At 70.6% G+C, this 26,988-nt stretch carries 30 protein-coding genes; 19 read left to right on the forward strand and 11 right to left on the reverse strand.

Annotated elements, in window-relative coordinates; all coding sequences use genetic code 11:
- The first annotated feature begins 93 nt into the window (after positions 1-93).
- The 3 genes from ACFVQ0_RS12750 to ACFVQ0_RS12760 all read left to right on the forward strand — a co-directional run bounded on the left by ACFVQ0_RS12750 (position 94) and on the right by ACFVQ0_RS12760 (position 2,269).
- Positions 94-762: a DUF6304 family protein gene (locus ACFVQ0_RS12750; protein WP_390087192.1), complete on the forward strand. Its 669-nt coding sequence runs from the start codon at positions 94-96 to the stop codon at positions 760-762.
- 164 nt (positions 763-926) lie between these two features.
- Positions 927-1,910: a DUF1648 domain-containing protein gene (locus ACFVQ0_RS12755; protein ID WP_390087194.1), complete on the forward strand. Its 984-nt coding sequence runs from the start codon at positions 927-929 to the stop codon at positions 1,908-1,910.
- Between the two features lie 2 nt (positions 1,911-1,912).
- Positions 1,913-2,269: a GntR family transcriptional regulator gene (locus ACFVQ0_RS12760; RefSeq protein WP_390087803.1), complete on the forward strand. Its 357-nt coding sequence runs from the start codon at positions 1,913-1,915 to the stop codon at positions 2,267-2,269.
- Positions 2,270-2,338: 69 nt separating this feature from the next.
- On the opposite strand, the gene snpA is transcribed toward ACFVQ0_RS12760, so the two are convergent.
- Positions 2,339-3,010: a snapalysin gene (snpA, locus tag ACFVQ0_RS12765; RefSeq protein WP_390087196.1), complete on the reverse strand. Its 672-nt coding sequence runs from the start codon at positions 3,008-3,010 to the stop codon at positions 2,339-2,341.
- Between the two features lie 278 nt (positions 3,011-3,288).
- Here snpA and ACFVQ0_RS12770 point away from each other — a divergent pair, with 278 nt between their 5' ends.
- The 6 genes from ACFVQ0_RS12770 to ACFVQ0_RS12795 all read left to right on the forward strand — a co-directional run bounded on the left by ACFVQ0_RS12770 (position 3,289) and on the right by ACFVQ0_RS12795 (position 8,848).
- Positions 3,289-4,242 (forward strand): LysR family transcriptional regulator, encoded by a 954-nt coding sequence (locus ACFVQ0_RS12770; protein WP_390087198.1) that lies wholly within the window; start codon positions 3,289-3,291, stop codon positions 4,240-4,242.
- 121 nt (positions 4,243-4,363) lie between these two features.
- Positions 4,364-5,365 carry an NAD-dependent epimerase/dehydratase family protein gene (locus tag ACFVQ0_RS12775; RefSeq protein WP_390087805.1) on the forward strand — a complete coding sequence of 334 codons (1,002 nt, stop codon included), beginning with the start codon at positions 4,364-4,366 and terminating at the stop codon, positions 5,363-5,365.
- Between the two features lie 192 nt (positions 5,366-5,557).
- The gene (locus tag ACFVQ0_RS12780; protein WP_390087200.1) at positions 5,558-6,904 is read left to right on the forward strand and encodes a choice-of-anchor A family protein; all 1,347 of its coding nucleotides are present in this window, start codon (positions 5,558-5,560) and stop codon (positions 6,902-6,904) included.
- A gap of 30 nt (positions 6,905-6,934) precedes the next feature.
- Positions 6,935-7,291 (forward strand): DUF952 domain-containing protein, encoded by a 357-nt coding sequence (locus tag ACFVQ0_RS12785; protein WP_390087202.1) that lies wholly within the window; start codon positions 6,935-6,937, stop codon positions 7,289-7,291.
- Positions 7,288-8,226, forward strand: a complete 939-nt coding sequence (locus ACFVQ0_RS12790) for an SDR family oxidoreductase (RefSeq protein ID WP_390087204.1) — start codon at positions 7,288-7,290, stop codon at positions 8,224-8,226. The genes ACFVQ0_RS12785 and ACFVQ0_RS12790 overlap by 4 nt, the downstream gene beginning before the upstream one ends.
- A 7-nt stretch (positions 8,227-8,233) precedes the next feature.
- On the forward strand, positions 8,234-8,848 hold the full coding sequence (locus ACFVQ0_RS12795) for a nucleotidyltransferase domain-containing protein (protein WP_390087206.1): 615 nt from the start codon (positions 8,234-8,236) through the stop codon (positions 8,846-8,848).
- A gap of 70 nt (positions 8,849-8,918) precedes the next feature.
- Here ACFVQ0_RS12795 and ACFVQ0_RS12800 read toward each other — a convergent pair whose 3' ends face one another.
- Positions 8,919-9,530, reverse strand: coding sequence for a TetR/AcrR family transcriptional regulator (locus ACFVQ0_RS12800; protein WP_390087208.1), 612 nt, complete (start codon positions 9,528-9,530; stop codon positions 8,919-8,921).
- A 101-nt stretch (positions 9,531-9,631) separates the two neighbouring features.
- Between ACFVQ0_RS12800 and ACFVQ0_RS12805 the strand changes: the two genes are divergently transcribed.
- Complete coding sequence (locus tag ACFVQ0_RS12805; RefSeq protein ID WP_390087210.1) at positions 9,632-11,134, forward strand: MFS transporter; 1,503 nt, start codon at positions 9,632-9,634, stop codon at positions 11,132-11,134.
- Between the two features lie 32 nt (positions 11,135-11,166).
- Here the strand turns inward: ACFVQ0_RS12805 and ACFVQ0_RS12810 are convergent, their stop codons facing one another.
- On the reverse strand, positions 11,167-11,955 hold the full coding sequence (locus ACFVQ0_RS12810) for an SDR family oxidoreductase (RefSeq protein WP_390087212.1): 789 nt from the start codon (positions 11,953-11,955) through the stop codon (positions 11,167-11,169).
- Positions 11,956-12,090: 135 nt separating this feature from the next.
- Here ACFVQ0_RS12810 and ACFVQ0_RS12815 point away from each other — a divergent pair, with 135 nt between their 5' ends.
- A complete protein-coding gene (locus ACFVQ0_RS12815) occupies positions 12,091-12,684 on the forward strand; it encodes a TetR/AcrR family transcriptional regulator (RefSeq protein WP_390087214.1) in 594 nt (197 codons plus the stop codon).
- A 35-nt stretch (positions 12,685-12,719) separates the two neighbouring features.
- Here the strand turns inward: ACFVQ0_RS12815 and ACFVQ0_RS12820 are convergent, their stop codons facing one another.
- The 3 genes from ACFVQ0_RS12820 to ACFVQ0_RS12830 form a co-directional block, all read right to left on the reverse strand.
- Complete coding sequence (locus tag ACFVQ0_RS12820) at positions 12,720-13,211, reverse strand: GNAT family N-acetyltransferase (protein WP_390087216.1); 492 nt, start codon at positions 13,209-13,211, stop codon at positions 12,720-12,722.
- A gap of 116 nt (positions 13,212-13,327) precedes the next feature.
- Positions 13,328-13,996 (reverse strand): response regulator, encoded by a 669-nt coding sequence (locus ACFVQ0_RS12825; protein ID WP_390087218.1) that lies wholly within the window; start codon positions 13,994-13,996, stop codon positions 13,328-13,330.
- A gap of 33 nt (positions 13,997-14,029) precedes the next feature.
- Positions 14,030-15,202 carry a histidine kinase gene (locus ACFVQ0_RS12830; RefSeq protein ID WP_390087220.1) on the reverse strand — a complete coding sequence of 391 codons (1,173 nt, stop codon included), beginning with the start codon at positions 15,200-15,202 and terminating at the stop codon, positions 14,030-14,032.
- A 199-nt stretch (positions 15,203-15,401) separates the two neighbouring features.
- On the opposite strand from ACFVQ0_RS12830, the gene ACFVQ0_RS12835 reads away from it, so the two are divergent.
- The 3 genes from ACFVQ0_RS12835 to ACFVQ0_RS12845 are packed head-to-tail and all read left to right on the forward strand — an operon-like array spanning position 15,402 to position 18,283.
- Positions 15,402-16,094 (forward strand): ABC transporter ATP-binding protein, encoded by a 693-nt coding sequence (locus tag ACFVQ0_RS12835; protein WP_390087222.1) that lies wholly within the window; start codon positions 15,402-15,404, stop codon positions 16,092-16,094.
- A complete protein-coding gene (locus ACFVQ0_RS12840; RefSeq protein WP_390087224.1) occupies positions 16,091-17,512 on the forward strand; it encodes an FtsX-like permease family protein in 1,422 nt (473 codons plus the stop codon). Before ACFVQ0_RS12835 ends, ACFVQ0_RS12840 begins: the two co-directional genes overlap by 4 nt.
- Positions 17,513-17,566: 54 nt before the next feature.
- Entirely contained in the window at positions 17,567-18,283 is a 717-nt protein-coding gene (locus ACFVQ0_RS12845) for a DUF4097 family beta strand repeat-containing protein (RefSeq protein ID WP_390087226.1), read from the forward strand.
- 132 nt (positions 18,284-18,415) lie between these two features.
- On the opposite strand, the gene sodN is transcribed toward ACFVQ0_RS12845, so the two are convergent.
- Positions 18,416-18,811, reverse strand: a complete 396-nt coding sequence (gene sodN / locus ACFVQ0_RS12850) for a superoxide dismutase, Ni (RefSeq protein ID WP_033298259.1) — start codon at positions 18,809-18,811, stop codon at positions 18,416-18,418.
- A gap of 179 nt (positions 18,812-18,990) precedes the next feature.
- On the opposite strand from sodN, the gene sodX reads away from it, so the two are divergent.
- Positions 18,991-19,449 (forward strand): nickel-type superoxide dismutase maturation protease, encoded by a 459-nt coding sequence (gene sodX, locus ACFVQ0_RS12855; RefSeq protein ID WP_390087228.1) that lies wholly within the window; start codon positions 18,991-18,993, stop codon positions 19,447-19,449.
- Here the strand turns inward: sodX and ACFVQ0_RS12860 are convergent.
- Positions 19,353-19,982: a CGNR zinc finger domain-containing protein gene (locus ACFVQ0_RS12860; RefSeq protein ID WP_390087230.1), complete on the reverse strand. Its 630-nt coding sequence runs from the start codon at positions 19,980-19,982 to the stop codon at positions 19,353-19,355. The two genes, sodX and ACFVQ0_RS12860, sit on opposite strands and share 97 nt — an antisense overlap.
- Positions 19,983-20,058: 76 nt before the next feature.
- Here ACFVQ0_RS12860 and ACFVQ0_RS12865 point away from each other — a divergent pair, with 76 nt between their 5' ends.
- The 3 genes from ACFVQ0_RS12865 (at position 20,059) to ACFVQ0_RS12875 (ending at position 22,243) form a co-directional block, all read left to right on the forward strand.
- Positions 20,059-20,835: a class I SAM-dependent methyltransferase gene (locus ACFVQ0_RS12865; RefSeq protein WP_390087232.1), complete on the forward strand. Its 777-nt coding sequence runs from the start codon at positions 20,059-20,061 to the stop codon at positions 20,833-20,835.
- A gap of 146 nt (positions 20,836-20,981) precedes the next feature.
- Complete coding sequence (locus ACFVQ0_RS12870) at positions 20,982-21,470, forward strand: SigE family RNA polymerase sigma factor (protein WP_390087234.1); 489 nt, start codon at positions 20,982-20,984, stop codon at positions 21,468-21,470.
- Positions 21,467-22,243 carry a hypothetical protein gene (locus ACFVQ0_RS12875; protein ID WP_390087236.1) on the forward strand — a complete coding sequence of 259 codons (777 nt, stop codon included), beginning with the start codon at positions 21,467-21,469 and terminating at the stop codon, positions 22,241-22,243. The genes ACFVQ0_RS12870 and ACFVQ0_RS12875 overlap by 4 nt, the downstream gene beginning before the upstream one ends.
- A gap of 103 nt (positions 22,244-22,346) precedes the next feature.
- On the opposite strand, the gene ACFVQ0_RS12880 is transcribed toward ACFVQ0_RS12875, so the two are convergent.
- From ACFVQ0_RS12880 to ACFVQ0_RS12890, 3 genes are read right to left on the reverse strand one after another with little or no spacing between them, the layout of a single operon-like run.
- The gene (locus ACFVQ0_RS12880; protein WP_390087238.1) at positions 22,347-23,108 is read right to left on the reverse strand and encodes an amino acid ABC transporter ATP-binding protein; all 762 of its coding nucleotides are present in this window, start codon (positions 23,106-23,108) and stop codon (positions 22,347-22,349) included.
- The gene (locus ACFVQ0_RS12885; protein WP_390087240.1) at positions 23,105-24,055 is read right to left on the reverse strand and encodes an amino acid ABC transporter permease; all 951 of its coding nucleotides are present in this window, start codon (positions 24,053-24,055) and stop codon (positions 23,105-23,107) included. The genes ACFVQ0_RS12880 and ACFVQ0_RS12885 overlap by 4 nt, the downstream gene beginning before the upstream one ends.
- A gap of 29 nt (positions 24,056-24,084) precedes the next feature.
- Positions 24,085-25,050 carry an ABC transporter substrate-binding protein gene (locus ACFVQ0_RS12890; RefSeq protein ID WP_390087242.1) on the reverse strand — a complete coding sequence of 322 codons (966 nt, stop codon included), beginning with the start codon at positions 25,048-25,050 and terminating at the stop codon, positions 24,085-24,087.
- Positions 25,051-25,575: 525 nt separating this feature from the next.
- Between ACFVQ0_RS12890 and ACFVQ0_RS12895 the strand changes: the two genes are divergently transcribed.
- The gene (locus tag ACFVQ0_RS12895; RefSeq protein ID WP_390087244.1) at positions 25,576-26,811 is read left to right on the forward strand and encodes an NADP-dependent malic enzyme; all 1,236 of its coding nucleotides are present in this window, start codon (positions 25,576-25,578) and stop codon (positions 26,809-26,811) included.
- The last annotated feature ends 177 nt before the right edge of the window (positions 26,812-26,988 follow it).

Consider the following 26,988-nt stretch of genomic DNA (forward strand, 5'->3'; position numbering starts at 1 on the left):
GATCGGCCGAGGTCACGGGCCTCGTGCGGGGAAGTGCGGGGAAGTGGAGGGCGGCAGGGGGAGTGTCCGAGGCACGGGCTACAGTCCCTGCCCATGACAGATGAGTCGTGGGCAGGGTGGTACCGGGACCGGCAGGGATCCGATGCCGTCATCCTCACCACCGACGGACAGCAACTCCGCATCCGTATCAGGGGAGTCGACTTCGAGGGCGAGAGCTTCGACGGGCTCCGCCCCTCGGCGGGCGCGCCGGACCAGGGGGAGAAGTTCGCCCTGGTGGACGGGGTGCTCAACGACTGCGTCCTGGAATGGGACCTTCCGTTCCCGGTCGTCGCGGACGGGGTGCCCGAACAGGCGCGGCTCAGCTGCCTGCTGTCGCTGCGCCGGCCGGATCCGTACCTCTACCTGGAGCTGCGGTTCGGCGGAGCGGGCTTCCGGTCCCACCGGGCCGAGAGCGACTTCGGCTCCGCGCTCGCCACTATCCAGCGGGCCCTTCCGCCCGGGGTCCGGCTCCAGACCTGTATCGCCTGCGCCTTCTCGGACTACTTCCCGGCGCCCGGCCGAGGTCTCTCCGGCGGCCTCGCCTGCTTCCGGGGTGCCAAGGAGGCCTACCGGGGGGCGGACGGGGAGGACGATGTCCTCGACCTCTGGGACCGGCGCAGCGGATTCGTCCAGGAGACCTACAGCTGCCCGGAGTTCGAGCCCAGGCCGACGGCCGGCGCGGGCACCGGACACCGCGGAGCGTTCCCCCTCGAACCGGCCTGACCGACGCCTCGGCACAACCCGCACCGGATCGACACCGAGCCCGCCTGACAGCGCGTCACCGTCAGGCGGGCTCCGCATTGCCCGCTGCCCGATTCCGCTCCCCACGGCCCACGCCATTGCCGCACCTCCATTGTTCTACTAGCATGCAAACAATGGAGGTTTTAATGAACCGTAGAAACATGGGCCGCGTGGCCCTCACCGCGCTGCCGTTCGTACTCGCCCTCGCTGTCGACCTCATCCTGTTCGCGACCTGGCGTGACCGCCTGCCCGCGCAGATGGCCAGCCACTTCGTCGGCGACGGCAAGGTGGACGACTATGCGAGCCGGGGCTCGTACATCGCGATCGTCGTGGTGCTGTTGGCCGGGATGGGCGCCCTGTGGGTGCTGATGGCGGTCGCGGGGAAGTTCACCGGCCCCTCGTCCAGGAAGGTCGTCGCGAGTGGTTATGCCGTCGCCGGGGGCCTCGGCTACCTGATGGCGGCCGTCCTGTTCGTCAACGTGGATGCCGCCCAGGACGCGCGGGGCCGGGCGCAGGACGTCTCGTTCCCGCTGTGGCACCTGGCCGCGGGCGTGGGAGTCGCCGCGCTCGCCTTCGGACTCGGGCTGCTGCTCGCCGCCCTCCTCCCGCGTGAGGAGGCACCGGCCGCCCGTCGTCCGGCCGGCGGCGGCGACCGGATCGAGCTGGCCGACGGAGAGATCGCGGGGTGGGCGCGCAACGCCGGGGCCTGGTGGCTGCCGCTGATCCCGCTCGTCCTGATCGGAGGCGGGATCGTCCTGCTGTTCACCGGCTACGCGATCGCGGCGATTCCGGCTCTCGTGATCGGCGTGCTCCTCGCGGTCTTCGCCCGCCCGTACGTCACGGTGGACCGGCGCGGCCTCACCGTCTCCGGGGTGCTGCCGTGGCCGCGGATAAGGATCCCGCTCGACCGGATCGAGACGGCGGACAGCCGTAAGATCAATCCCCTGGCCGAATACGGCGGCTGGGGCTACCGGATCCAGCCCGGCCGTACCGGAGTCATGATCCGGTCCGGTGAGGGAATCGTGGCGGACCTGTCCGGTGGACGGCAGTTCGCGGTGACCGTCGAGGACTCGGCGACCGCCGCGGCACTGCTCAACACCCTCGTCGATCAGCGTCGAACGGAAAAATGACCATGCTTTTCCGGGTCGATCCCACCTCCACCGTGCCGCTAGGCGACCAGATCGCCGCCTGCGTGCGGCGTGCCGTCGCCGACGGTACGGTCGGCCCGGGTGAGCGGCTGCCCGCCGCCCGGGTCCTCGCCGAGACACTGGGCATCAACGTGCACACGGCGCTGCGCGGCTACCAGAGACTGCGCGAAGAGGGGCTGATCGAGCTGCGCCGGGGCCGCGGCGCGATGATCGCCTCTGGCGTCTCCCCGCACCGGGCCAGATTGCTGGACCGGGTACGCGAGATGGTCGGTGGTGCACGTGAGCTCGGGATGACGGATGACGAACTGCTGGCCCTCGTCCGTACCGAACTGGACCGGTGACGGTTCCGGGCGGAAGCGCGAGGGGCCACCCCCGTCCTGCGGGATGGCCCCTGTCCGTGCGGGGTGCGGTCAGGAACCGCTGCGGGCGAGCGCGGCCGCGAAGCCGTTCTGCCAGAGGTAGTTGACCTGGTTGCGCTCATTGGCGTCCGGATACGGGTTGGTGCAGGACGGGCCGGGGCCGCCGCCCGACATCAGCTCGCTGCACGGACCCGAGTAGTCGTCCGGCAGACCGAGCACGTGCCCGGTCTCGTGGGTCGTGACGCGGGTCGAGTCGTACTGCTGGTTCTGCGCGTAGTCCAGGAAGATGTAGCCGTTGCCGTGTCCGTCGGTGCTGGCGTACGAGCCGCTCGGGTCGTTGCCCTCGTAGTAGGTGAAGTCCGCGTTGGACCCCTCCTGCAGCCGGACGTTGGAGACCGAGCTGTTCCAGATGGACGCGCTGTTGGCTATCTGGGTGCGGAAGCTGGGGGCGTTTGCGGTGCTGTAGACGATGGTGACCGACTGGACGCCCGGGTGGGCGGCCCGCTTCTCGGCCACCGACTTCGTGACCGCCTCGAAGAACGCCTTGTTGGCGGCGGCGCTCTCGTGCGATCCGGAGTGGGAGGTGTACGCGACGTGGGGGGCCGGCGCGGAAGAGGCAGGTGCGGGAGCGGCAGAGGCGAGCGCGGGTGCGGTTCCCAGCGCGGCGGCGAGGCCGAAGCCGAGGCCGACCACGGCCGACATGACGGTCCTGGGGTGTCTCATGGGGGGTCTCCTACCAGTTACCTGTCCGAGGAACCCGTCCGATGATCGGACTCGGACGGGGGCGGTACGGAGAGAGTGTGGGCGAATCCGAGCCCCGGCGGATGATGCCAACAGGCGATAGCGCCGCCCTATCACCCGGCCCCGAAGGCTGGGCGAGGACGCGATGAAGCGAGCGGGCACAAACGGTGTCGGGCGTTCCACCTACCGCTGAATTACAGGAGTTTGATGGGGTTGGGGCGTCTGGTGCGGCACGGCGCCGCCGCCCTACTCTCGGCGGTATGGAGCTTGAGGTGAGGCACCTCAGGGCGCTGTGCGCCATCGCCGACACCGGCAGCCTGCACCGGGCGGCCCGCAGGCTGGGCGTGAGCCAGCCCTCGCTCACCACCCAGCTGCGCCGGATCGAGAACTCCCTCGGCGCCGAACTGTTCAGCCGCGAACGCACCGGCTGCCGCCCCACCCTGCTCGGCCACGCCGTCCTGAGCCGGGCCCGTCCGCTCGTGGACGGCATGCGGGCGCTGGTCACCGACGCCAAGGCGGAGGCGGACGCGGCCCGGTCCGGCGGCCCCCGGCTGCGGATCGGCTGCACCGCCAGCCGGGTCATCGGCGGCTGGCTGCGCAGGCTGCGCATCCGGCTGCCGGACACGGACATCACGCTGCGGGTCGACGTGTCCGCCCACGCGCTGCTGCGCGCGGTCGAGGCGGGCCGGCTCGACGTCGCCTTCGTGCACGAGGTGGAGGGCTGCCCGCTGTACGTGCCGGACGGCCTGGTGCAACGGGTGCTCCTGGACCGCGAACCGCAGTTCATCTCGATGGCCCGCGACCACCCGGCCGCCGCCCTGCCCGTCGTCGACCTGACCGACCTGGCGGCCGACCGGTGGATGGTCGATCCCACGGTGGACGGCGAATGGGACGGCCTGCGACGGGTGTTCGGCGCGGCCGGTGTCGCGCCGACCGTGCTGCACGGTGACTACCTCACCGCGGCCTCCCTCGTCGTCCTCGGCGAGGCGGTCGCCCCCTGCCAGCCGACCTCGGGCCCGCGCGACGACATGGCCATCCGCCCGCTGCGCGACGACCCGCTCGCCGTCCGGCTGCTGCTGGTCTCCCGGCCGGGCGCCGACATGGCGGCGGTGTACGCGGAACTGGAGGCCGCCTACCGGGAGGCGGCCCGGCAGGTCGACGGCTACCACCAGTGGCTCCTGCGCAACCGGAGCCCGCTCGCCCGCTCCTCCTGAGCGCGTACCGGAACACCCCGCGACCCGGCCTACCGCTGCGACCGGGCCCGATTCAGCCCAGAGCGAGGCCGGTTCCGGTCCGGGGGCGCGGGGAGGCAGAGTCGGGCCCATGAGGCTTCTGATGCTGGGTGGTACCGAATTCGTCGGCCGGGCCGTCACCGAGGAGGCGCTCGCGCGCGGCTGGGAGGTCACGGTCTTCCACCGGGGCCACCACGAGCCGCCGCCCGGTACGGCCGAACTGCTCGGTGACCGCACCGCGGCGGACGGCCTGGCCGCGCTCGAAACCGCCGGTGGGCCGGCGGACGGCCCGTACACCTGGGACCTGGTCGTCGACACCTGGAGCGGTGCCCCCTCCGCCGTACGGGACGCGGCCCGGCTGCTCGCGGGCCGGGCCGCGCGGTACGCGTACGTCTCCAGCCGCTCCGTCTACGCCTACCCGGCCCCGGCGGGTCTGCCCGAGGACGGTCCGGTGGTGGACGGCGCCTCACCGGACGCGGGTGGCCACGTCTCGTACGCCCTGGCCAAACGCGGGGGCGAACTGGCCGCGCTGGACGCCTTCGGCGACCGGGCACTGCTCGTCCGCGCGGGGCTGATCATCGGCCCCTGGGAGAACGTCGGCAGGCTGCCCTGGTGGCTGACGCGGATCGCCAGGGGCGGACCCGTACTGGCTCCGGGGACACCCGGCCTGCCCCTTCAGTACATCGACGCCCGCGACCTCGCCGGCTGGCTGCTGGACGCCGCCGGGCGCGGACTGCACGGACCGTACAACCTGGTCAGCCGACCCGGGCACACCACGATGGGGGAGCTGCTCGACGCCTGTGTCAGGGTCACCGGTTCCGATGCCGAGCTGCGCTGGACCGACGCGGAGACGATCCTCGCGGCGGGCGTCGAGCCCTGGTCGGACCTGCCGGTCTGGCTGCCGCCGGGGGAGCTGTACGACACCCTGCACCAGGGCGATGTCAGCCGGGCGCACGCCACCGGGCTGCGCTGCCGGCCGGTCGGGGAGACGGTCGAGGACACCTGGAGGTGGCTGTGCGAACTGGGCGGCAGCGTGCCGCTGCGCCCCGACCGCCCGGCGGTCGGCCTCGATCCGCAGACCGAGGCGAAGCTGCTGACGGGCTGACGGCGCGTCATCGTCCGGGCGTCGCCCCCGGCACCCGCCGGTCCGTTCCGGGCCGCCGTCCGGGGACGACCGGGCCGGGCGGTCGGCGGAAGGGGGCGGCCGACCGGCGTGGCACAGGTGATAAGCACTCAATAAACCTGCATATTGCGCTGTATGGGAACAAAAGCGCGTAGAAGCGGTAAAACTCACCGCGTGGCGGTGACGGTGGCGGCAGCGGCGGCCATGGTGGGGGCGATCGCGCCCGTCGCCGCCGCTGATCCGCTGCCCGGCGGACTCGGACCGTGTCTGGGCGACGACTGCCCCACCGACTGGAGCGACCCGAACAACGGGCCCGTGGTCAACCACGACAGCAACATCAACATCTACGTGGGTGGCGACTACCTGGTCCGGGAGGCGGCGGCCGAAGCGGAGGGGAAGATCGTCACTCTCGGCCGGTTCGACGTGAACAAGCGGGCGGGCGCCTCGCAGATCTACGACGTCGGCGTCGCGGGCGTCGGCTCACGGGTGCCGCCGCCCAACGGCAGCGACTACCTGACGGTCGGCGGCGACCTGACGATCGCGAGCGGTCAGCGGCTGCTCGCGGAGGAGATGGCGAACACCGGACGCGTCCGGTACGCCCAGACGCTGAGCGGCACCGTCGAACCGGACACGGCCCCGATCAGCGACCCGGACGCGATCGCCCCTTACGCGGACCTGCGCGGCCAGCTCACCGAGGCCAGCCACTGCTACGCGTACGACGACAACGCCGACCACCGCCGCCCGGTGACCGGAACCACCGTGAACAACGGTTCGGAGACCGTGTTCACGGGCGACGGCACCTCGCCGCTCCAGGTCTTCGCGCTGGACGCCGATATCGCGTCCGGCACGGGCGGCGACCAGGGCATCGTCTTCAACGGTGTCCCGGACGGCGCCACCGTGCTGGTCAACGTGTACGGGACGACCCGCAGCATCAGTACGTACATGGGGTCGCTGCCGCAGTCCGGCCTCCGCGAGAACCTGCTGTGGAACTTCCCCGACGCCACGCAGATCGGGCTGGGGGGAACCGGTCAGTTCCAGGGCAGCGTGCTGATCGGCCAGCAGTCGAGCCAGACGCGGCTGGACGTCAGCGGAACCAACGGCCGCTTCTACAGCGCGGGTTCGCTCACGCACACCTCGGCCGGCGAATCGGGCGGCCAGGAGCTGCACGCCTATCCGTTCAACGGCGATCTGCCGGACTGCGACGCGGAGCCGTCGCCCTCGCCGACCCCGACGGACTCACCCACTCCCACCCCCACCCCGACGCCCACGGACTCTCCGACCCCGACCCCCACCCCGACCCCCACCCCCACGGGTACGCCGGGACCGTCGCCGTCGGAGTCGACCCCCGCGCCCAGGCCCACCCCCACCCACTCCTGGCCGCACCGGCCCCACCCGGGAGGAGAACTCCCGAACACGGGTTCGCGCGGCGGTGAATGGGTGATCGGCGGGATCGCGGCCGCGCTGCTGGTCGCGGGATCGGCGGCCACACTGATGGCACGCAGGACGCGCCGACGCGGCTGAGACGCCACTTGGCTGGCCTAGTTTTGTTCCATGGCCGAAATTCTGCACCTCACCGAAGGCCCGCTGTGGGAGGCGGCCCGCGGGATCGGGACGTACGAGATGTCCACCCGCGGCCGCACCCTGCAGGAAGAGGGCTTCATCCACTGCTCGCTCCGCCACCAGCTCCCCGGTGTGGCCGAGATGCTGTACGGCGCCGGGAGCCGGGCCGGAGCCGGTGACCAGGACCTGGTGGTGCTGGTCGTCGACACCGAGCGGCTCCCCGCGCCCGTGCGGTACGAGTCGGTCACACCCGGCGGCGAGGAGTTCCCGCACATCTACGGACCGATTCCGGTCGACGCGGTCGTGGAGGTGCGTCCCTGGCAGCGCAAGGAAGGCGACCCGGCATGACCTCATCGGACGACGACAGGCACGGCCCCGACGACCTCACGGGCGGCCCCCTCACGGCGGTCACCGGCGCGAGCGGTGCGCTCGGCGGCCGGGTCGCGAGGCGGCTGGTCCAGGCGGGCGTTCCGGTCCGGCTGCTGGGCCGCGACCCGTCCCGGCTCCCCGACCTGCCCGGCGCCGACACCGCACCGGCCGCGTCCTACGGCGACGGGGAGGCGATGCGCCGGGCGCTGGCCGGGGCGCACACCCTGTTCCTCGTATCCGCGCACGAGAGCCCGGACCGGGTGGGCGAGCACATCAGCGCCGTGAACGCGGCGACGGCGGCGGGCGTCGAACGGATCGTGTACGTGTCGTTCCTGGGCGCCGCGCCCGACGCGACGTTCACCTTCGCCCGGGACCACTGGGAGACCGAGGCGCACATCCGGGTCTCCGGCCTCCGCCACACCTTCCTGCGCGACAGTTGGTACCTCGCGGGCCTCCCGGCGATGACCGGCGCCGACGGTGTACTGCGCGGTCCGGGAGGCGACGGCCTGGTGGCCGCGGTGGCCCACGAGGACATCGCCGACGCCGCGACCGCTGTACTGCTTCCCGGCGGCGGCCCCACCGGGGACACCGCGCACGACGGTGCGACGTACGACCTGACGGGGCCCCGGGCGTTCACCCTCGCGGAAGCGGCGGAGGAGCTGAGCCGGGTCGCCGGACGGACCGTCACCTACGTGCCGGAGACGCGGGAGGAGGCCTACGCCTCACGCTCGGGGTACGGCGCGCCGGACTGGGAGGTGGCGGGCTGGGTGACGTCGTACGAGGCCATCGCGGCCGGCGAGATGGCCACGGTCTCCGACGCCGTGGAGCGGCTCACCGGCCGGCCGCCCAAGGACCTGGCCACCTACCTCGGGGAGCACCCGGACAGCTACCGGCACCTCCTCCTTCCGGGCTGAGGGCGCCGTGCGAACGGAAACCCCGTGGGGCCCCTGGGACCCGCTCTCCCTCCCCGCGACCGTCGGCCTGCTCGCCCCGCTGCGCGGCCCGTGGTGGATCGCGGGCGGGTACGCGGTCGAGCTGGCCGTCGGCCGCGCCTTCCGCGAACACGGTGACATCGATGTGCTCCTGCTGCGCCGTGACCAGCTCGCCGTCCAGCGGGCACTGCCGGGCTGGGAGTGGTGGGCCGCCGACCCGCCCGGCACGCTGCGGCCCTGGAACCCCGGCGAGATCCTGCCGGCGGACGTGCACGACATCTGGTGCAGGCCGGGGCCGGACGAGCCGTGGCGCGTCCAGTTCATGCTCGACGACGTGGCGGGCGAGGACTGGGTGTTCCGGCGCGACCCCAGGATCAGGCTGCCGCTGGACCGGCTGGGCGCGGTCTCCGGGGACGGCGTCCCGTACGTCGTGCCGGAGGTCCAGCTGCTGTACAAGTCCCGGTCCCGGCGCCCCAAGGACGAGCGGGACTTCGCGGCCGCGCTGCCCGTCCTCGGTGACGACCAGCGCGCTTGGCTGACCGAGACGATCACCCTGGCCGAGGGCGCGGACCACCCCTGGGCGGCACGGCTGCGGGCTGGTTGACCCCGGCTGTCGGCTGGTTGCCCCCGGCTGCGGGTGGGTTGGGCCCGGCTGCGGGTGGGGTGGACCCGGCTCAGCTCACGTACGCACCCGCCCTCGCGGCCGCCGCGGCGGCGTCGGCGGCGCGGTCGGCGGCCGCCGCGTCGAGCGGATCGCCGCTGGCCAGCAGCCGGTAGTAGAGCGGCGCGGAGACGGCACGGATCACCTCGTCCGGATCGGTGCCCGCGGGAAGCTCCCCGCGCTCGACGGCCTCGGTGACACAGCCGGACCACTCCTCGATGCGGATCGCGTAGAAGCGGTGCAGCGCCGCCGCCGTGCGCTCGTCGCACGTCGCCGCCGCGATCACGGAGCGGAACAGGGCGCCCTGGCGGGGGTCGGTGAGCGTACGCAGCACGAGCCGGGCGTTGGCCCTGAGGTCCTCGTCCAGTGAGCCGGTCGCCGTGCGCGGGGAGGACTGCTCCGCCATGTCGTCGAGCAGCTCCGCGATCAGCCCGGTGGGGCTCGACCAGCGGCGGTAGACGGTCGTCTTGCCGACCTCGGCGCGGCGCGCGACATCGGCGAGATCGAGGCGGTCGAAGCCGTGTTCCGCCAGCGCGTCGCCCGCCGCGCGCAGGACGGCCTCCCGGACCCGGGCGGTGCGCCCGCCGGGCCGGACCGTACCGGGTTCCACACCTTCAGACGTCATAACGGGTCTCCAGTTCCATTAACACCCTCTCCTCTGCTACGGTCATGCCATCTTAACGGAACTCCAGAACCGTTAACACCTCCGCCTGAGGAAGGCCGACCATGTCCGCAACCAGCCAGACCCCGTCCGTGCCCCGCGCACCCCTCGGTGCCACGCCACCCGCGCCACCCATGGATCCCGCCCCTCCGTCGCGGCCCCGGATGACCGGCCGGCAGAAACTCGTACTCGCTCTCCTCCTCGGCGCCCAGTTCATGATCGCGGTGGACTTCTCGATCCTGAACGTCGCACTGCCCGTCGTCGGCGAGGGCCTCGGCTTCGCCCTCGCGGACCTCCAGTGGATCGCCACCGCGTTCGCCCTGGCGGCCGCCGGGTTCACGCTCCTGTTCGGCCGGGTGGCCGATCTCGTCGGCCGTAAGCGCCTGTTCGTCGGCGGCATGATCGTCCTCGGCCTCTCCTCGGCGCTGGGCGGGCTGGCGACCTCCCCGGAGGTGCTGCTCACCGCCCGGGTCCTCCAGGGTCTCGCCACCGCGGCCGTCACCCCGGCCGGACTCGCCCTGCTGACCACGGCATTCAAGGAGGGCCCGCTGCGCGAACGCGCCCTGGGCCTCAACGGGGCGCTGATGTCCGCCGGGTTCACGGCGGGCGCGATCCTCGGCGGGCTGCTCACCGATCTGCTCTCCTGGCGCTGGGCGTTCTTCGTCAACGTGCCCGTCGCGGCGCTCGTCGTCGCCCTCGCCCCGTCCGTCATCACCGACTCGCGCCCGGCCGAACGGCCCCGGCTCGACGTGCCCGGAGCCGCGACCGTCACCGGCGGCCTGCTGCTCCTGGTCTACGGACTGACCCAGGCGGGCGCGACCGGCTGGACCACGCCCACCACCCTGGCCGCGCTCCTCGCCGGCATCGCGCTGCTCATCGGCTTCTGGTTCGTCGAGAAGAGGGCCGCCGCGCCGCTCGTCCCCGTACACATCCTCAAGCGCCGCAGCGTCATCTGGGGCAACGCCACCGGCCTGATCGCCTTCGTCACCGAGACCTCACTGGTCTTCCTGCTGACGCTGTACCTCCAGGAGGTCCTCGGCTATTCGCCCCTCGCGACCGGACTCGCCTTCGGTGTCCTCGGCATCGGCACGGTCATCGGCGGCACCCTGGGCGGCCGGGCCGTCGGCCGGTTCGGCAACCGCGCCACCATCGTCACCGGCGGCGTCGTCCAGGCGGCGGCCACCCTCTCCCTGGTCGCCCTCGGCACCTCGGGAGCGTGGATCTGGCTGCTCCTGGCGGCCACGTTCATCGGGGGCGTCGGCAACATGCTGATGATCGTCGGCTTCATGGTGACCGCCACCTCCGGCCTCCCGGACGAGGAACAGGGCCTGGCCACCGGCCTCGCCACGATGACCCAGCAGGTCGGCATCACCCTGGGCATCCCTGTCATGAGCGCCGTCGCCACGGCCCGGATGGCCGCCCTGGGGGACACGGGCCCCGACGGGGTCCTCTCCGGGGTCGCGGTCGCGATCCTCGTCAACTCCGCGCTGGTCCTGGCCGGGGCCCTGCTCGCCGGCGCCTTCCTCGGCGGCCGACGAGCGGAGCGTGCGGCGGTCACGCCGTCCTGACCGCACCGGTCCGTCCGGTCGCACCCTCCCGGTCACACTGTTTTGATCGAGCCTCCGTCGATGATGTGGTCCGCGCCGGTGGTGCTGCCGGCGCGGGGGGAGGCGAGGCAGGCGACGAGTGCGGCGACCTCTTCGGGGTGTACGAGCCTGCCGGTGACCATGCCCACGGCGGCCGGGAGACCGGCCAGGAGCTGCTCGTGCTCCACGCCCATGGACCTGGACAGCTCGGCCCCGTATCCGTCGGGACTCTCCCACATGGCGGTGCGGACGGGGCCGGGCGAGACGGTGTTGACGCGCACGCCCAAGGGGCCGAACTCCTCGGCCAGCGCCTTGCCCAGCGCGGTGAGTGCCGCCTTCGCGGTGGTGTACGGGACGGGGCCGGCGTGCGGGGTCCTGGCCCCGTTCGAGGAGATGTTGACGACGGAACCGCGACTCTCCGTCAGGTGGGGCAGGGCCGCCCGTGTGGTGCGGACGGCGGTCATGAAGTTCAGGTTGAACGTGTCGAGCCACTGCTGGTCCGTGAAGTCGAGGAACCCGCCCGTCGGATTCGCGCCCGGGTCGCCGCCGCCGACGTTGTTCACCAGGAGGTCGAGCCCGCCGAGCTCGGCCGTGGCCAGGGCGATGAGCCGGCCGGGGGCGTCGGGTGCGGAGAGGTCCGTCGCGACGCAGATCGCGCCGGTCTCCTTGAGCTCCGGTGTGACGGTCCGTGCCGCGCCGACCACGCGCATGCCCTCGCCCACCAGCGCGGAGACGGTGGCCAGGCCGATTCCGCGGCTTGCGCCGGTCACGACGGCGGTCTTGTCGGTCAGTTGCAGGTCCATGAGGCACCCCTCTGCCTAGATGGGTCACAGGTGATGCAACAACCCTAGAACCTGCAACACAAATGTCGCAACTCACGAACGACCGGCGACTGTCCCGTAGCCTGTTCGAACACACACTGGGATGTGAGGAGCCTCGTGGACCGGAAGAGTCAGCAGCGACCGCTGCGCGCGGATACGGAGCGGACGGTCAGGGCGATCCTGGAAGCCGCCGAGCGGGTCCTCGGCGCGAATCCGGCCGCCACGATGGAGCAGATCGCTGAGGCGGCGGGCGTCGCCCGCACCACGGTGCACCGCCGTTTCAGCAGCCGCGAGGCCCTGGTGACCGCGCTGCGGGAGTGGGCCGCCCGCCAGTTCCACGAAGCCGTGACGAGCGCCCACGCCGACAGCGCCCCGCCACTGGTCGCCCTCTACCAGGTGACCGCCAACGTCCTGCGCGTCAAGACCGGCTGGGGCTTCGCGATGGGCGCGACCACCCCGGAGGACCCCGAGGTGGCCCGCGTGCACGCCGAAGTGCTCGACCAGTGCGACCGGTTGTTCCGACGCGCCCTGGAAGCCGGCGTCCTGCGTCCGGGCACGGATCTGGCCTGGGCGCGCCGCGTCTACTACGCCCTGATCCACGAGGCCGCCCAGGCCCGCGCCACCGAAACCGGAAGCGTGGAAGACCGAGCCGCCCTCGTGGTCGACACCCTGCTGCACGGTGTGGGCCAGGGCGGGCTGCTCAGCTCCTGAGGGGGCGTGGCGCCGCCGCTCATCGATCGAAGGGGTCAGCCCGGGCGCCCCTCGGGAAACCTGTACTCCATGAGCAGGTTCTCGCCCGCGCTCGGCACCTGCCGGAACCCGGCCTTCTCCCAGGCGCGCACCGCCCGTAGGTTCCCTCTCGCGGGATCGACGGTCACGCGAGACCATCCAAGGTCCCCGCCCAGGTGTGCGAGGAGCACCCGAGCGGCATCCGGCCCCAGACCCCGCCCTCTCGCGTCGGGCCCCAACACCATGTCGATGCCGCCCTCAGCCACTCCGCCCCGCCAGTACTGCGCGTAGCCCACCGGTGCGCTCTCCGCCAGCACGAGGAAGGACTCCACCCGCGGCCGGCGCCTGCCCACATACTTCTCAGCCACCTCGGCCCGCGAAATCGGTACGCCGCCCCAGTGCTCGACGAAGTCCGGCGAGGCGAACCACCGGGCCAGCAGGTCCACATCACCCTCGGTCGTCGGGACAAGCCGGGTCAGCACCCCGTCGAGAACGACTCCACCGGCCATCGGCCACCCTCCAGTCCGAGTCGGAAGCGCACGCATGGCGGCAAGCTACGGCATCAAGGAGGTCGAGCCGCAGCCCGGAATCGATCAGCCGACGGAGACCTCTCTCAGGCTTGAACTCAGTAGTTGTACTCGAACCAGGTCAGAATGGCCTTGACGCGGCGGTTGTCCTCGTTCGGGGGCATTCCGAGTTTCACGAACACATTGGCCACGTGCTTACTCACGGCTGCTCCGGAAAGAAACAGCGCTGATGCGATTTCCGCGTTGGAGCGTCCTTCCGCCATGAGGGCGATCACCTCGCGTTCGCGGTCGGTGAGCCGGGCGAGCGGGCCCTGGGGCGCGTCCGCGTGCGTGACGTAGCGGACGACTTCCGGGTCGATGACGACGCCGCCACCGGAAACCGTATCGAGTACGCGCAGGAAGTCGACGACTCTGCCGACCTTCTCCTTGAGCAGGTATCCGACGGCCCCGTCCGCGCCCGGACCGTTCAACAGTTCCTGGACGTACGGTCCGGTGACGTAGGCGGAAAGGACGAGGACCGGCAGGTCCCGATGGCGTGATCGCAGGTCGATGGCGGCGCGGAGCCCGTCGTCGGTGTTTCCAGGAGGCATGCGGACATCGGTGATCACCAGGTCCGGAGCGGCCCCGGAGTTCGCGAACCCGTCGACGGCGGCGACCAGTTCGGTAGCGTCCTCACATTCACGGATCACCTCGTGGGAGTGGGAGGTCAGGATTTCCCGGATTCCGGCACGAATCAGCATGCTGTCATCTGCCAGGACGATTCTCATGGACTCTGCCTCACCTGTTCGCCTTCAGTCACTCTATTCCCATGTCGGTTGGGCGGGAGCGGATGCTACGACTTCGGTTCCGCCACCATCCGCGGGGCTTCGGATCTCCAGCTCGCCGCCGATGCTCCGCATCCGCTCGCGCAGTCCGGCAAGGCCTGAACCCGCGTTGATCTCCGCGCCGCCCGCACCGTCGTCACGTACGCGGACACGGACCCCGCTTGAATCGCACCGCAGGTCGATCCGGGCGCTGCCCACGCCCGCGTGCTTCGTAATATTCGTGAGCGCCTCGGAGATCGTGAAATAGGCCGCTGTCGCGGTCGGCGACGACAGCTGGGCATCATCTCCGGTGCTGTTCAGTCCGACCCGCAGCGGTGATCGAGCGGCCAGCTCGCGGACGGCGGCGACGAGGCCGAGGTCGCTCAATTCGCGGGGGTGGATCTCGCGCACCGTTTCCCGGAGCCGTTCCAGCGCGTGCTCGGCCTGGTCCTGTGCCTGACGCGCCAGTTCCACGAGGCGTTCCTCGCCGCTCGCCGAGGCTGCGGCCTCCAGCATCCCGAGGCGCATCACGACGGCGACCAGCTCCTGTTGAGCGCCGTCGTGCAGGTCGCGTTCGATGCGTTGGCGCTCGAATTCGAAGGCCGTTGTCAACGATGCCCGGCTGGTGCGGAGTTCCTCCAGCTTCGCGAGCAGGCTCGGGTCCCGGCTTCTTGAGAAAGTGCGCAGGAAAAAGTCCCGGAGAAGGGAAATTCCGGTCAGGAGGCCTGTGGTCACCGCACCCAGGAGTACGCCTGCGGGAATCGCCAGAAAGGATTCCGTAAGCGATTTCGGAGTGAAAGGGCCGACCTGTGCGGCGATGCCGAACGACCACAGGACGGGAGAGAAAATAAGTGCGGCGGAACCGATGAAACCGAAGAATTCCACGATCAGTGACAGCACGGAAAGGAGCGTGGCGGCGACGAAGACCGGGAGGTCGGTACGCCACATCGACCGCGATCGCAGCCGGTGTGCCACCCACTGTGCCCAGCTCTGGTCCGCGGGTCGCAGCGGCATCGTGTCGACGCCGCACCATCGCGCTCTCGAACGGTCCAACTCCGTCAGCACGGCGGCCGAGGCCGGTGCGGCAACAAGGGAGAGCAGCAGAATCGGGAAGGCCATTGCTGCGATGATTTCCGTCAGCACCCTTCGGGCGACACGAATCTGCGACATGGCCAGAATTATGGCATACGGCGGATCTCGATCGAGAAGGTAGACCTAGGTCTACCTCGAAGTAGTGCTGACACCCGTGCAGAGCGTGTTCGGCCCTGCCTAATGTTGTCATATGTCTACCGCAGTCCCCATTTCCGCACCGTGTATCCGTATGCGTGGCCTCCGTATGGACTTCCCCATTCCCGGCCGCAAAAGAGAGATGACACGTGTACTCGACGATATCGATCTGGACATTCCTGAGGGCCGACTGACCGCGATCGTAGGACCCTCCGGATCGGGAAAGTCGACGCTCCTGCTCTGCATGGCAGGCCTGGAGCGGGTGACCGCGGGTTCCATCGAGATCCTCGGAACGGATGTCCTGTCGCTCGGCCCGCGCAAGCAGGCCGCGTTCCGCAGCGAGAACATCGGTTTCGTCTTCCAGGAGTACAACCTCGTCAGCTCGCTCACCGTCGAGGACAACATCTGTCTGCCGGCGAGACTCGCAGGCCACCGGGTGCCCAGGTCACGGGTCCGCGAGGCCATGTCGCGGCTCGGCATCGCCCAGCACGCCGGGCGGCGCCCCGACCGGCTCTCCGGAGGCGAACGCCAGCGCGTGGCCGTGGCCAGGGTCCTCGCGAATCAGCCACGGATCGTCTTCGCCGACGAGCCGACCGGCGCGCTCGACCTCAAGTCCGGTCACGTCGTCCTCGATTGGTTGCAGGCACTGCCCGCACAGGGATCGACGGTGGTCATGGTCACGCACGACCCGCACGCGGCCGCGCGTGCCGACCGGGTCGTGGTGATGGGGTCCGGGCGGGTGCACGCCGTCATCTCCGGCGGCGACCCGCACACGGTGAGCGATGCCGTCCTCGCGGCGCAGTCGAAGGACGACGCGAACGAGGCGGCGGCGTGAGCGGCGCGAGCGGTACGAGCCGCATCCGTGGTACGAGCCGCATCCGTGGTACGAGCCGCATCAGCGGTACGAGCGACATGCTGCGGCTCGTCCTGTCGGACGTCCGCATGCAGGCGTCGATGTGGGTGTGGACACTCGCCTGTGCGGCCGTCGGCGCGGCCTGCTCGGCGGGCTCGGTCATCGCCATGCTCACCGCCGTCTCGGCGGCGCGGGCGGCGGGTGACGCGCGGATGGTCTCCGCGTCGATCGCGCTCGGCGGCAACATCGTCTTCTTCACCGTGCTGGCCGCCGTGGGTGTCGTCGCCTCGACCGTCGGTCTGACCTTGACGTCCCAGCGACGCGAACACGCCCTGTGGGTGATCCTCGGGATCCCGCGCCGCCGCGTCAGGTCCGTTCTCCGCGCCGAACTGGTGGTCCTCGGCACGGTCGCCGGCGCGCTGGCCGTACCGTTGGCCCCCTTCGTCGCGAACATCGCCCTCTCGCAGTGGACGGCGACGGGACTCGACCTGCACGGAGCCACCGCCGGACTCCGGCCCTGGCACATCGGCGCGAGCCTCCTGGCCGGTGTGGTCCCCTGCCTGCTCGGCGGTTGGGGCGTCACACGCCGAGCCGCCAGGACGCCGGAGATGCACGCCTTCCGGGACCACTCCGATCCGCCGGCGCGGCCCGGAGTCGCGCGGAGCGTTCTCGCCCTCTGCCTTCTCGCCGGTGTGCTCGGGATGTGGATTCCCGGCCTCGGCCTCGAACTCGAAGGGGGCATCGAACAGCGGACCGCCTTCGCCTTCGCCGGGAACCTCTTCCTCGTCTGCCTGTTGCTGCTGATGGGGCCGTGGGTGCTCACACCTCTGATGAGACTCTGGACCGCCCTCGTCCCGTCGCGTGGCGTCGCCTGGCACCTCGCCGTGCAGTCGTGCCGAACGCGCGCGGCACGGAGTGTCACCACGGTGCTGCCCTTCGCGCTCTCCCTGTCGTTCGTCGCGCTGTTCATGACGATGGGCAACGTCATGCCCGGAAGTACCGCGGGGCTGGGCGACGTCATGACCGTTCTGGGCTGGGTCTTCGTCGTGTCCTGGTCCGGTGGCCTGGCGGTGATTGCCCTGGTCGGGCGGGAGCGCACACGCGATTCGGCGATCGTCGCCGTCGCCGGCGCGCGGCCGGGCGTCACCACGCGGTCCACGGTCTACGAGGGCGTGATCTACGCGGGCACGGCGATCGTCTTCGGCGCGGTCTTCCTCGCGGTGGCGAGTACCACCATCGCCGTGGGAGCCAAGGTCGGCGTGGGCCAGGTGCTCGACGGCCTCCCGTGGGCGACGCTCGGCGCCCTCGCCGCCGTGACGCTCGTGACGACCTGCCTCGCCCTGGCACTCCAGGCCGCCCGCGTCTCCCGCACCGTCCCGGCCCGTGCTCTGCGCTCCTGAACCGAACCGGTACGACGACCGACCACGCAACTGAATCACTAGGGAACGGAAACAATGAACCACAGCCGGACACGCACGGTCCTCGCCCTCGGCGCAGCCGCCTTCCTCGCTCTCGTGGCAACCGGATGCGACCCGGATGTCGACCGGGCGAATGGAACTTCTGAATCGAAGTCCTTCGGCTTCAGCGGCGACAGCCTGACCGTGAAGTCGGACTCCGCCGACCTCCACCTCGTCGCCTCCGACGTCGACGACATCGAGGTGGAACGCCGGGTCAGCGGCACGAAGATCGGCGGTGAGATAGACGCCGGATGGCAGTTCGAGGGCGGGATTCTCACACTCTCGGTGGATTGTGATGGTGTCTCCGTCAACTGCGGTGCGACGTACACCGTGAAGGTGCCGCGCAAGGTCGCGGTCACGGCCGAGTACGGCAACAGCGACGTGCAGTTGTCCAACCTCGGCGGCGCCGCCCTCCACCTGGAGGGACGCGACGGAACCGTGCGGGGCGACGGGATCTCCGCGACGTCGGTGAGCGTCGTCTCGCGAAACGGCGACACCGACCTCGGCCTCGCCTCCGTACCCGATCGTGTCGATGTGCAGAGCCGGGACGGCAACGTTCGGCTCGGCCTGCCCGCATCGGCGTACGCGGTCCGTACGGCGGCGAAGAAGGGGGACGTCACCGTGGATGTCGCGGACGACAGCACGAGCAGCCACAGAGTGAACGTGCGGACGCGCAATGGCGACATCGACATCCGCGGGGGGAAGCCGTCCTAGCCGTCGCGCAGGCACCGATGCGGCTACGACTTGATCTGTGAACGGCGAAGAGGCCCGACCGCTCGAAGCGGTCGGGCCTCTTTCATTCCTGCTCCGACCTGCTGCCCGGCCGGTGGCCGAACGGGTGGTCGATCAGGCCTTCTTGGTCTCCCAGAAGATCTTGTCGATCTGGGCGATCAGGTCCAGAGCCTTCTGGCCGGTCGCCGGGTCGTTCGAGCCCTTGGCCGCGGAGAGCGCCTTCAGGGTGTCGTTGACCAGCTGGTGCAGCTCCGGGTACTTCTCGAAGTGCGGCGGCTTGAAGTAGTCGCTCCAGAGCACCGAGACGTGGTGCTTCGCGAGCTCGGCGCGCTGTTCCTTGATCAGGACCGCGCGAGTGCGGAAGTCCGCGTCCTCGTTGGCCTGGTACTTCTCCTGGACGGCCTTGACCGACTCCGCCTCGATGCGGGCCTGGGCCGGGTCGTACACGCCGCAGGGGAGGTCGCAGTGGGCGCTGACCTTCACCTTGGGGGCAAACAGGCGGGAAAGCATGGGGCTGTCCTTCCTCGTGATCGTCTTCTCAGGTGGGACATTACTCCGTGAGAGCCGCGAATTAGTGGGTGCCCCCATGGGCTTAGGCCAAAAGTCCAGGGTGAGGATGGGCCCAGTGGCCGAATGTACGGAACGCTGTGGTGGACGGTGTACTGGACGGACGGGGAGGTGCCGGAGAGATGCGGGAGGTGCCGGAGTTGCCGGAGCTGACCGATGAACAGCCCCAACGCGGGCTGGCGGCGCGGGTGCCGTTTCAGGTGGTGGAGGTGACGGGGCCCTCGATGGTGCCCACGCTCCACCACGGGGACTGGCTGCTCGTGCAGTACGGGGCGCCGGTGCGTCCCGGTGATGTGGTGATCCTGAGACACCCGTTCCAGCAGGACCTGCTGGTGGTCAAACGCGCCGTGGAGCGGCGGACCGGGGGCTGGTGGGTGCGCGGTGACAACCGGTTCGCGGGTGGCGACAGCACGGATTACGGGACCGTGCCCGAGGAGCTGGTGCTGGCCAGGGTGCGGGCGCGGTACCGGCCGCTGACGAAGGATCAGCGTTCGTTGCGCGGGCTGGTGGGCTGGGCGGTCTCCGCGCTGCGGCCCGTCTCGGCGGCGCGCTCCGTCTCCAGGCGCTTCCGGGCCCGGTAGGCGGCGACGTTGGCGCGGGTGGCGCAGCGGTCGGAGCAGTAGCGGCGGGAGCGGTTGGTCGAGGTGTCGAGGTAGGCGTTGCGGCACGGCGCCGCCTCGCACAGGCCGAGCCGGTCCACGCCGTACGAGGTGAGGTGGAAGGCGAGGCCCATCGCCGCCGTGGCCGCGTAGCCCGCCGTGGCGTTGGACGGGTGGTCGGCCAGGTGCATGTGCCAGTCCGGCTTTCCGTCCGCGTCCCGGATGTCGTGGCCGGAGATCTGCGGGCTGACCGGGAACTCCAGCAGCAGTGAGTTGAGCAGGTCCACGGCCAGCGTCTCGTCGCCGCCGTCGGCCGCCTCGAAGACCGAGCGGAGCCGGGCCCGGACGGACCGGAACCGGGTCACGTCCGCGTCGGTCGCCCGGCGGGCGGCCTGTCCGTTGACCCCGAAGAGTTCGCGCACCGCGTCGACCGTGGTGAGGGTGTCCTTGTTGCGGGCCGGCTCCTCGGTGTTGACCAGGCGCACGGCGTAGTCCGAGTAATAGGCCAGTTCCACTTGTAGTCCTTACGGCGTCGGTCTAAGGTCGGTGCGGACGTTGATGTAATGGGCTGCTATGGGTCCAGGGTATTACATGGGAGGGATTCGGGTGACGGAGTCAGTGCGGGGTGCCGACTGGAGGTCCTGGCAGGAGAGCTGGGACCGGCAGCAGGAGTGGTACATGCCCGACCGCGAGGAACGCTTCCGCGTGATGCTCGACATGGTCGAGGCCTTGGTGGGTCCCGAACCCCGGGTGCTCGACCTCGCGTGCGGTACGGGAAGTATTACGGACCGGCTGCTCCGTCGGTTCCCCAAGGCGACCAGCACCGGGGTCGACCTCGACCCCGCACTGCTCGCCATCGCCCGCGGCACCTTCGACGGCGACGAGCGCGTCACCTTCGTCACCGCGGACCTGAAGGACCCGCGGTGGCCGGACGCGCTGCCGTACGGCTCGTACGACGCGGTCCTCACCGCCACCGCCCTGCACTGGCTGCACAGCGAGCCGCTCGCCGTTCTCTACGGGCAGCTCGGCGGCCTCGTCCGGGACGGCGGGGTGTTCATGAACGCCGACCACATGACCGACCCGGACACCCCCCGGATCAACGCCGCCGAACGCGCCCACCGGCACGCCGTCATGGACGGGGCCAAGGCCGGCGGTGCCCTGGACTGGGCGGACTGGTGGGCGCTGGCCGCGAAGGACCCGGTCCTCGCCGGGCCGACCGCCGAGCGGTTCAGGATCTACGGCGAGCACGCGGACGGCGACACGCCCTCCGCGCGCTGGCACGCGGACAGCCTGCGCGCGGCCGGCTTCGGTGAGGCGCGGGCCGTCTGGTCCTCACCCTCGGACAGCCTGGTGCTCGCGGTGAAGTAGCGGGACGCTCGACGGAGGGGCGGTGCGGACTGTGGTCCGGGCCGCCCCTCCGTTTTTTCCGGCCAGCGCCGCAACCCACCCGGCACCCCAGCGCACTGGAAGGGTGAGACGGTCCGCACCAGCGGACCCGGAGAGGGGCGGTGACGATGCGGATCGATGACGACGCCGTGCTGCACGCCTTCGTCGAGAGCAGACGCACCGCGCTGTTCCGCAGCGCGTACCTGCTCTGCGGCGACCGGTACGAGGCCGAGGACCTGGTTCAGACGGCCCTGGTCAAGGTGGTGCTCGGCGGGCGGCGGCACGGGCGGCTCGACAACATCGAGGCGTACGCGCGCAAGACCCTGGTCAACACCTTCATCGCCTCCCGCCGCCGCTTCTGGCGGCGGGAGCAGTCGTACGGCGAACTGCCCGAGCGGGCGGACCACGCGCCCGACACGGACACCGGCCTCGCGGTCCGGGCGGCACTCGCCCGGCTCACCGCCAGGCAGCGGGCCGTACTGGTGCTGCGCTACTGGGAGGACCTGAGCGTCGAGGCCACGGCCACGCTGCTCGGGATGCGGGAGAACACGGTCAAGAGCCACGCGGCTCGGGGGTTGGCGGCGCTGCGCGCCGAAATGGCGGAGGAGAAGGTATGAGCGACGTGCGTGAGCTGCTGGGGCGGGCCGCGGAGGACGCGGGGCGGCCGGTCATCAGCACGGAAGCGGTATACGCCAAGGCGGCCCGGGTGCGGTGGCGCCGCCGGGCCGGGGTCTCGGCGGCTGCGGTCTGCGCGGTCGCCGCCGGGGCGTTCGTGGTGCCGGGGCTGTCCGCGGGGCAGGAGCAGAGCCCGCAGACCTCGTCGGTGGCGGCGCCGGGCAAGCTCGGCGGCGGTTCCGGGCGGGCCGAGAAGCTGACCCGGCTGCTGCCGGAGGGCGTCGGCTCGGTCGAGCAGGTCTCGCTGGCCGCCATCATCAAGCACGCCACGCCCGCCCAGGCGAAGGAGCACCTGTACGGGCCCGTGGACGGGCAGTTCGCGGTCCGCAGGGGCGGCGGCGTCGGCTATCTCGTCATCGGGCTCATGGACGCGAAGAAGGTGGAGAAGAAGCTCGGGGGAGGGCCGCGGGACACGGATCTGTGCGCGGCCCTGCCGGGGGAGCCGCACCGTAAGGACTGCGTCCGCGAGGAGCTGCCGGGCGGGCGGGTGCTGACCCTCTGGAGCGACTCGATGGACTACGGGGACGGCACCCCGCAGTGGGGCCCCGAGCTGGTGGGCCGTCTCTCGCTCCCGGACGGCGGTGAGCTGGCCGTACGGGACAGCACCGGCTTCGAGGCCGACACCGCCCAGGGACCGCTGCTGAAGGCCCCGCCGCTCACCCGGGCGCAGCTGCGGACGCTGATGCTCAGCCCGGAGCTGCTGCCGAAGAAGTAGCGCTCACATAGCGCCCGCATGGCGCCCGCATGGGCGAGGGCGGTACGGACCCCGTCGGTCCGTACCGCCCTCTGCCATTCCGTCCTCTGTCCTGCTGAACCGGTTACAGCACCTTCGACAGGAACGACTTCGTCCGGTCGTGCTGGGGGTTGGTCAGTACGTCGCGCGGGTGGCCCGATTCGACCACCACACCGTCGTCCATGAAGACCAGCGCGTCCCCCACCTCGCGGGCGAAGCCCATCTCGTGGGTCACCACGATCATCGTCATGCCGTCCTCCGCGAGGCCGCGCATGACGTCCAGGACATCGCCCACCAGCTCCGGGTCGAGCGCGGAGGTGGGCTCGTCGAAGAGCATCAGCTTGGGCTCCATCGCCAGCGCGCGGGCGATGGCCACCCGCTGCTGCTGGCCGCCGGAGAGCTGCGAGGGGTAGTTGTTCGCCTTGTCGGACAGGCCGACCCGGTCCAGGAGCTGTTCGGCACGGGCCCGGGCGACCGCCTTGGACTCGCGCTTGACCTGGACCGGCGCCTCCATGACGTTCTCGATCGCCGTCATGTGCGGGAACAGGTTGAAGCGCTGGAAGACCATGCCGATGTCCCGGCGCTTCAGGGCGACTTCGCTGTCCTTGAGCTCGTAGAGCTTGTCGCCCTTCTGGCGGTAGCCCACCAGCTCGCCGTCGACGGAGAGCCGGCCGGCGCTGATCTGCTCCAGGTGGTTGATGCACCGCAGGAACGTCGACTTGCCGGAACCGGACGGGCCGATCAGACAGAAGACCTCGCGCGGGGCGACCTCCAGGTCGATGCCCTTGAGGATGTGTGCGGCGCCGAAGGACTTGTGGACGCCCTCGGCCTTCACCATGGCGGTCATGCCATGCCTCCCTTCGGGCGGCCCAGTGACAGCAGGTTGGCCCGGATCTTCTGCATCGGCGTGGGCGGCAGGCTGCGGCTGGAGCCGCGCGCGTAGTACCGCTCCAGGTAGTACTGACCGATGCTCAGCACCGAGGTCATGATCAGGTACCAGGCCGCGGCGAGGAAGTACATCTCCACCGGCGCCCCGGACGCCTGCCCGATGTCCTGCGCGTACTTGAAGAGTTCGTAGAACTGCACGGCGGCCACCAGGGAGGTGGTCTTGAGCATGTTGATGACCTCGTTGCCCGTCGGCGGCACGATCACCCGCATGGCCTGCGGGATCACGACGCGTCGCAGGGTCTTGCCGTGGCTCATGCCCAGCGCGTGGGACGCCTCCGTCTGGCCCTCGTCGACCGAGAGCAGACCGGCCCGGCAGATCTCCGCCATGTACGCGGCCTCGTTGAGGCCGAGGCCGAGCAGCGCCGTCAGCAGCGGCGTCATGAAGCTCGACCAGTAGTCCTTGTAGATCGGCCCGAGGTTGATGTACTGGAAGACCAGCCCCAGGTTGAACCAGACGAACAGCTGGACCAGGACCGGTGTGCCGCGGAAGAACCAGATGTAGGACCAGGCGATCGACGAGGTCACCGGGTTCTTCGACAGGCGCATGACGGCCAGCAGGATGCCGCCGACCACGCCGATCACCATGGAGAGGGCGGTCAGCAGCAGCGTCTGGCCGACCCCCTTGACGATGCGGTCGTCGAAGAAGTAGTCGGGGACCGCACCCCAGTTGATCTTGCCCTGGCTGAACGCGTAGATGATCGCGACCAGGGCGGCGATGGCGATGACCGCGGAGACGTACCGGCCGTAGTGCCGGACCGGGATGGCCTTGATCGCCTCCGGTCCGGCCGCCGGGGTGGGGGGTACGGGCGGCTGCTCGGCCGGGCCCGGCTTGTCGATGTCAATCACGGCTGATGCCTTTCAGCGCCGGCGCCCGGTCACGATCCGCCGTTCAGCTTGGCCTCGGTGACCGCACCGGCCTCGACGCCCCACTTGGCGATGATCTTCTCGTACTCGCCGCTCTTGATGATCGCGTCCATGGCCGCCTTGATGGCCTTGGTCAGCTGGTCGTTGCCCTTGGCGATGGCGATGCCGTACGGGGCCGCCTCGACCTGGTCGCCGACGATCTGGAAGTCCTTGCCGCCGCCCGAGGTCTTCACCGCGTACGCGGCGACCGGGAAGTCGGAGGAACCGGCGTCGGCGCCACCGGAGCGGATCCGGGTCTGGGCCTCCAGGTCGTTGTCGTACGGCTCGATGGCGATCTTCTTGCCGCCCGTGCACTTCTTCGACTCGGCCTTGGCCAGGTCGTTGGAGACCGTGTTGCGCTGGACGGCGATCTTCTTGCCGCAGAGGTCGGACCAGCTCTTGATGCCCTGGTCGTCACCCTTCTTGGTGTAGATCGAGACACCGGCGGTGAAGTAGTCGACGAAGTCGACCCCCTCACCGACCTTCTTCTTCGTCTCGGGGTCGATGCCCTCCTGGCGCTCCTTGCTGTCGGTCATCGCCGACATGGCCACGTCGTAGCGCTTGGAGCGCAGCCCCGTGACGAGCGTGTCGAACGTGCCGTTCTCGAACTGGAACTCCACGCCCAGCTGCTTGCCCAGGGCCGCGGCGAGGTCCGGGTCGATGCCGACCGTCTTGCCGGACTTGTCCTTGAACTCGACCGGCGGGTACGCGATGTCCGAGCCGACCTTGATGACGCCCTTGGACTTGATCTCAGGGGGGAGCAGGTCGGCGGGGGAGGCGGCGGCGCCGTCGCTCGCCTTCGCCGATGCGGAGTCGCTGGAGTTGTTCTTCGTCTGGTCGCCACAGGCGGTCAGCAGCATGGTGCCGGCGACCGCGATGGCGCCGACCGCTGCGATCCGGGACTTCGCGGTCGTACGACGAGTCTTGCGTGCGGTCATGATCGGGTTCCTCCGGCAGATGGGGGTGGTGTTGCCAGGCGGTGTGGCACACATCGTCGGGTGTCGCCGCCGTGTGCGATTACGGCATCTTGCCATTTGGACCAGCGCATTCAGGGGGCCGGTCATGTCAAAATCGGGTAACGGGCGATCCCCGATCCTCACGAGGCCGGTACACCAGGGCCGGACCTTCTATGGGGTTTCTTTCCCGCGACCGCAGAATCTGCGGCGCGTCTCGGAGAGCGGACACTCATTCTTCGCGTGGCGGACATTGTCCAGATATTGGGCTATGAGTCAGGTCACCGAGGGGGTATGGACTCGTCCATGACCCGGTCCGTCCGGTATGAAAGACGTTTACACCCCTCATCCGGGGCTCAGGGCGCGTGTGCGGCGCGCCCGCGCGTATGTACCTCTCCCTGCGCCGGACGGACCAACCGTCCGGCGCAGGGCACGTACGCGGTGCCCGCCCACCCCTCCTCAACCAGGAGTGGCCACCCTCAAACGATGAAGACTTAAGGGGTCAACACCATGGCAGCGGAGATCGTCAATCCTCGCAGCGACAGCAGTACGGACAGCAGTGCACACGGCGGTACGGGCAGTGCGACCGACGAGCCGTTCGATCCGGCCTTCGCCCTCCACCGGGGCGGGAAGATGGCCGTGCAGGCCACCGTCCCGATCCGGGACAAGGACGACCTCTCCCTCGCGTACACGCCCGGTGTGGCGAAGGTGTGCAGCGCGATCGCGGAGAATCCCGAGCTCGTCCACGACTACACCTGGAAGTCGCAGGTCGTCGCCGTCGTGACGGACGGCACCGCGGTGCTGGGGCTCGGGGACATCGGACCCGAGGCCTCCCTCCCGGTGATGGAGGGCAAGGCGATCCTGTTCAAGCAGTTCGGCGGGGTCGACGCGGTGCCGATCGCGCTCGCGACCACCGACGCGGACGAGATCGTCGAGACCGTCGTCAGGCTCGCCCCGTCCTTCGGCGGCGTGAACCTGGAGGACATCTCGGCCCCGCGCTGCTTCGAGATCGAGCGCAGGCTCCAGGAGCGGCTCGACATCCCGGTCTTCCACGACGACCAGCACGGCACCGCCGTGGTCACGCTCGCCGCTCTGCGCAACGCCGCGAAGCTGTCCGGGCGCAGCCTCGGTGATCTGCGCGCCGTCATCTCGGGCGCGGGTGCGGCCGGGGTGGCCATCGCCAAGTTCCTGCTGGAGGCGGGGCTCGGGGATGTCGCGGTCGCCGACCGCAAGGGCATCGTCAGCCGGGACCGGGAGGACCTGACGGAGGTCAAGCGGGAGCTGGCCGAGCTGACGAACAAGGCCGGCATCTCCGGGCCGCTGGACACCGCGCTGGCCGGTGCGGACGTGTTCATCGGCGTCTCCGGCGGTACGGTCCCGGAGCCGGCCGTCGCCTCGATGGCGCCCGGTGCGTTCGTCTTCGCCATGGCGAACCCGAACCCCGAGGTGCACCCCGACATCGCGCACAAGTACGCGGCCGTCGTGGCGACCGGGCGCTCCGACTACCCGAACCAGATCAACAACGTGCTGGCGTTCCCCGGCATCTTCGCGGGCGCGCTCCAGGTGCGGGCGTCCCGGATCACCGAGGGCATGAAGATCGCCGCGGCGACCGCGCTGGCGGACGTGGTGGGCGACGAGCTGGCCGCGGACTACGTGATCCCGTCGCCGTTCGACGAGCGGGTCGCCCCGGCCGTCACGGCGGCCGTCGCCGCGGCTGCGCGGGCGGAGGGTGTCGCCCGGCGCTGAGGTCGTGACGCGGGGGTCCGGGGCCGGCGCCTTTCCGGGGGCGCTGCCCCCGGACCCCCGCTCCTCATTCGTCGGAGGGGCTTGTTCTTCGGCCGCTCGCCGCACGGAAGGCGGGGCGATTCCGCCTGAGCCCCGTGTCACACCCGTGGCCGGTTACGCCGGGCCGCCGCCCGGCCT

This window comes from Streptomyces sp. NPDC057900 (assembly GCF_042887885.1).
GTDB lineage: Bacteria > Actinomycetota > Actinomycetes > Streptomycetales > Streptomycetaceae > Streptomyces.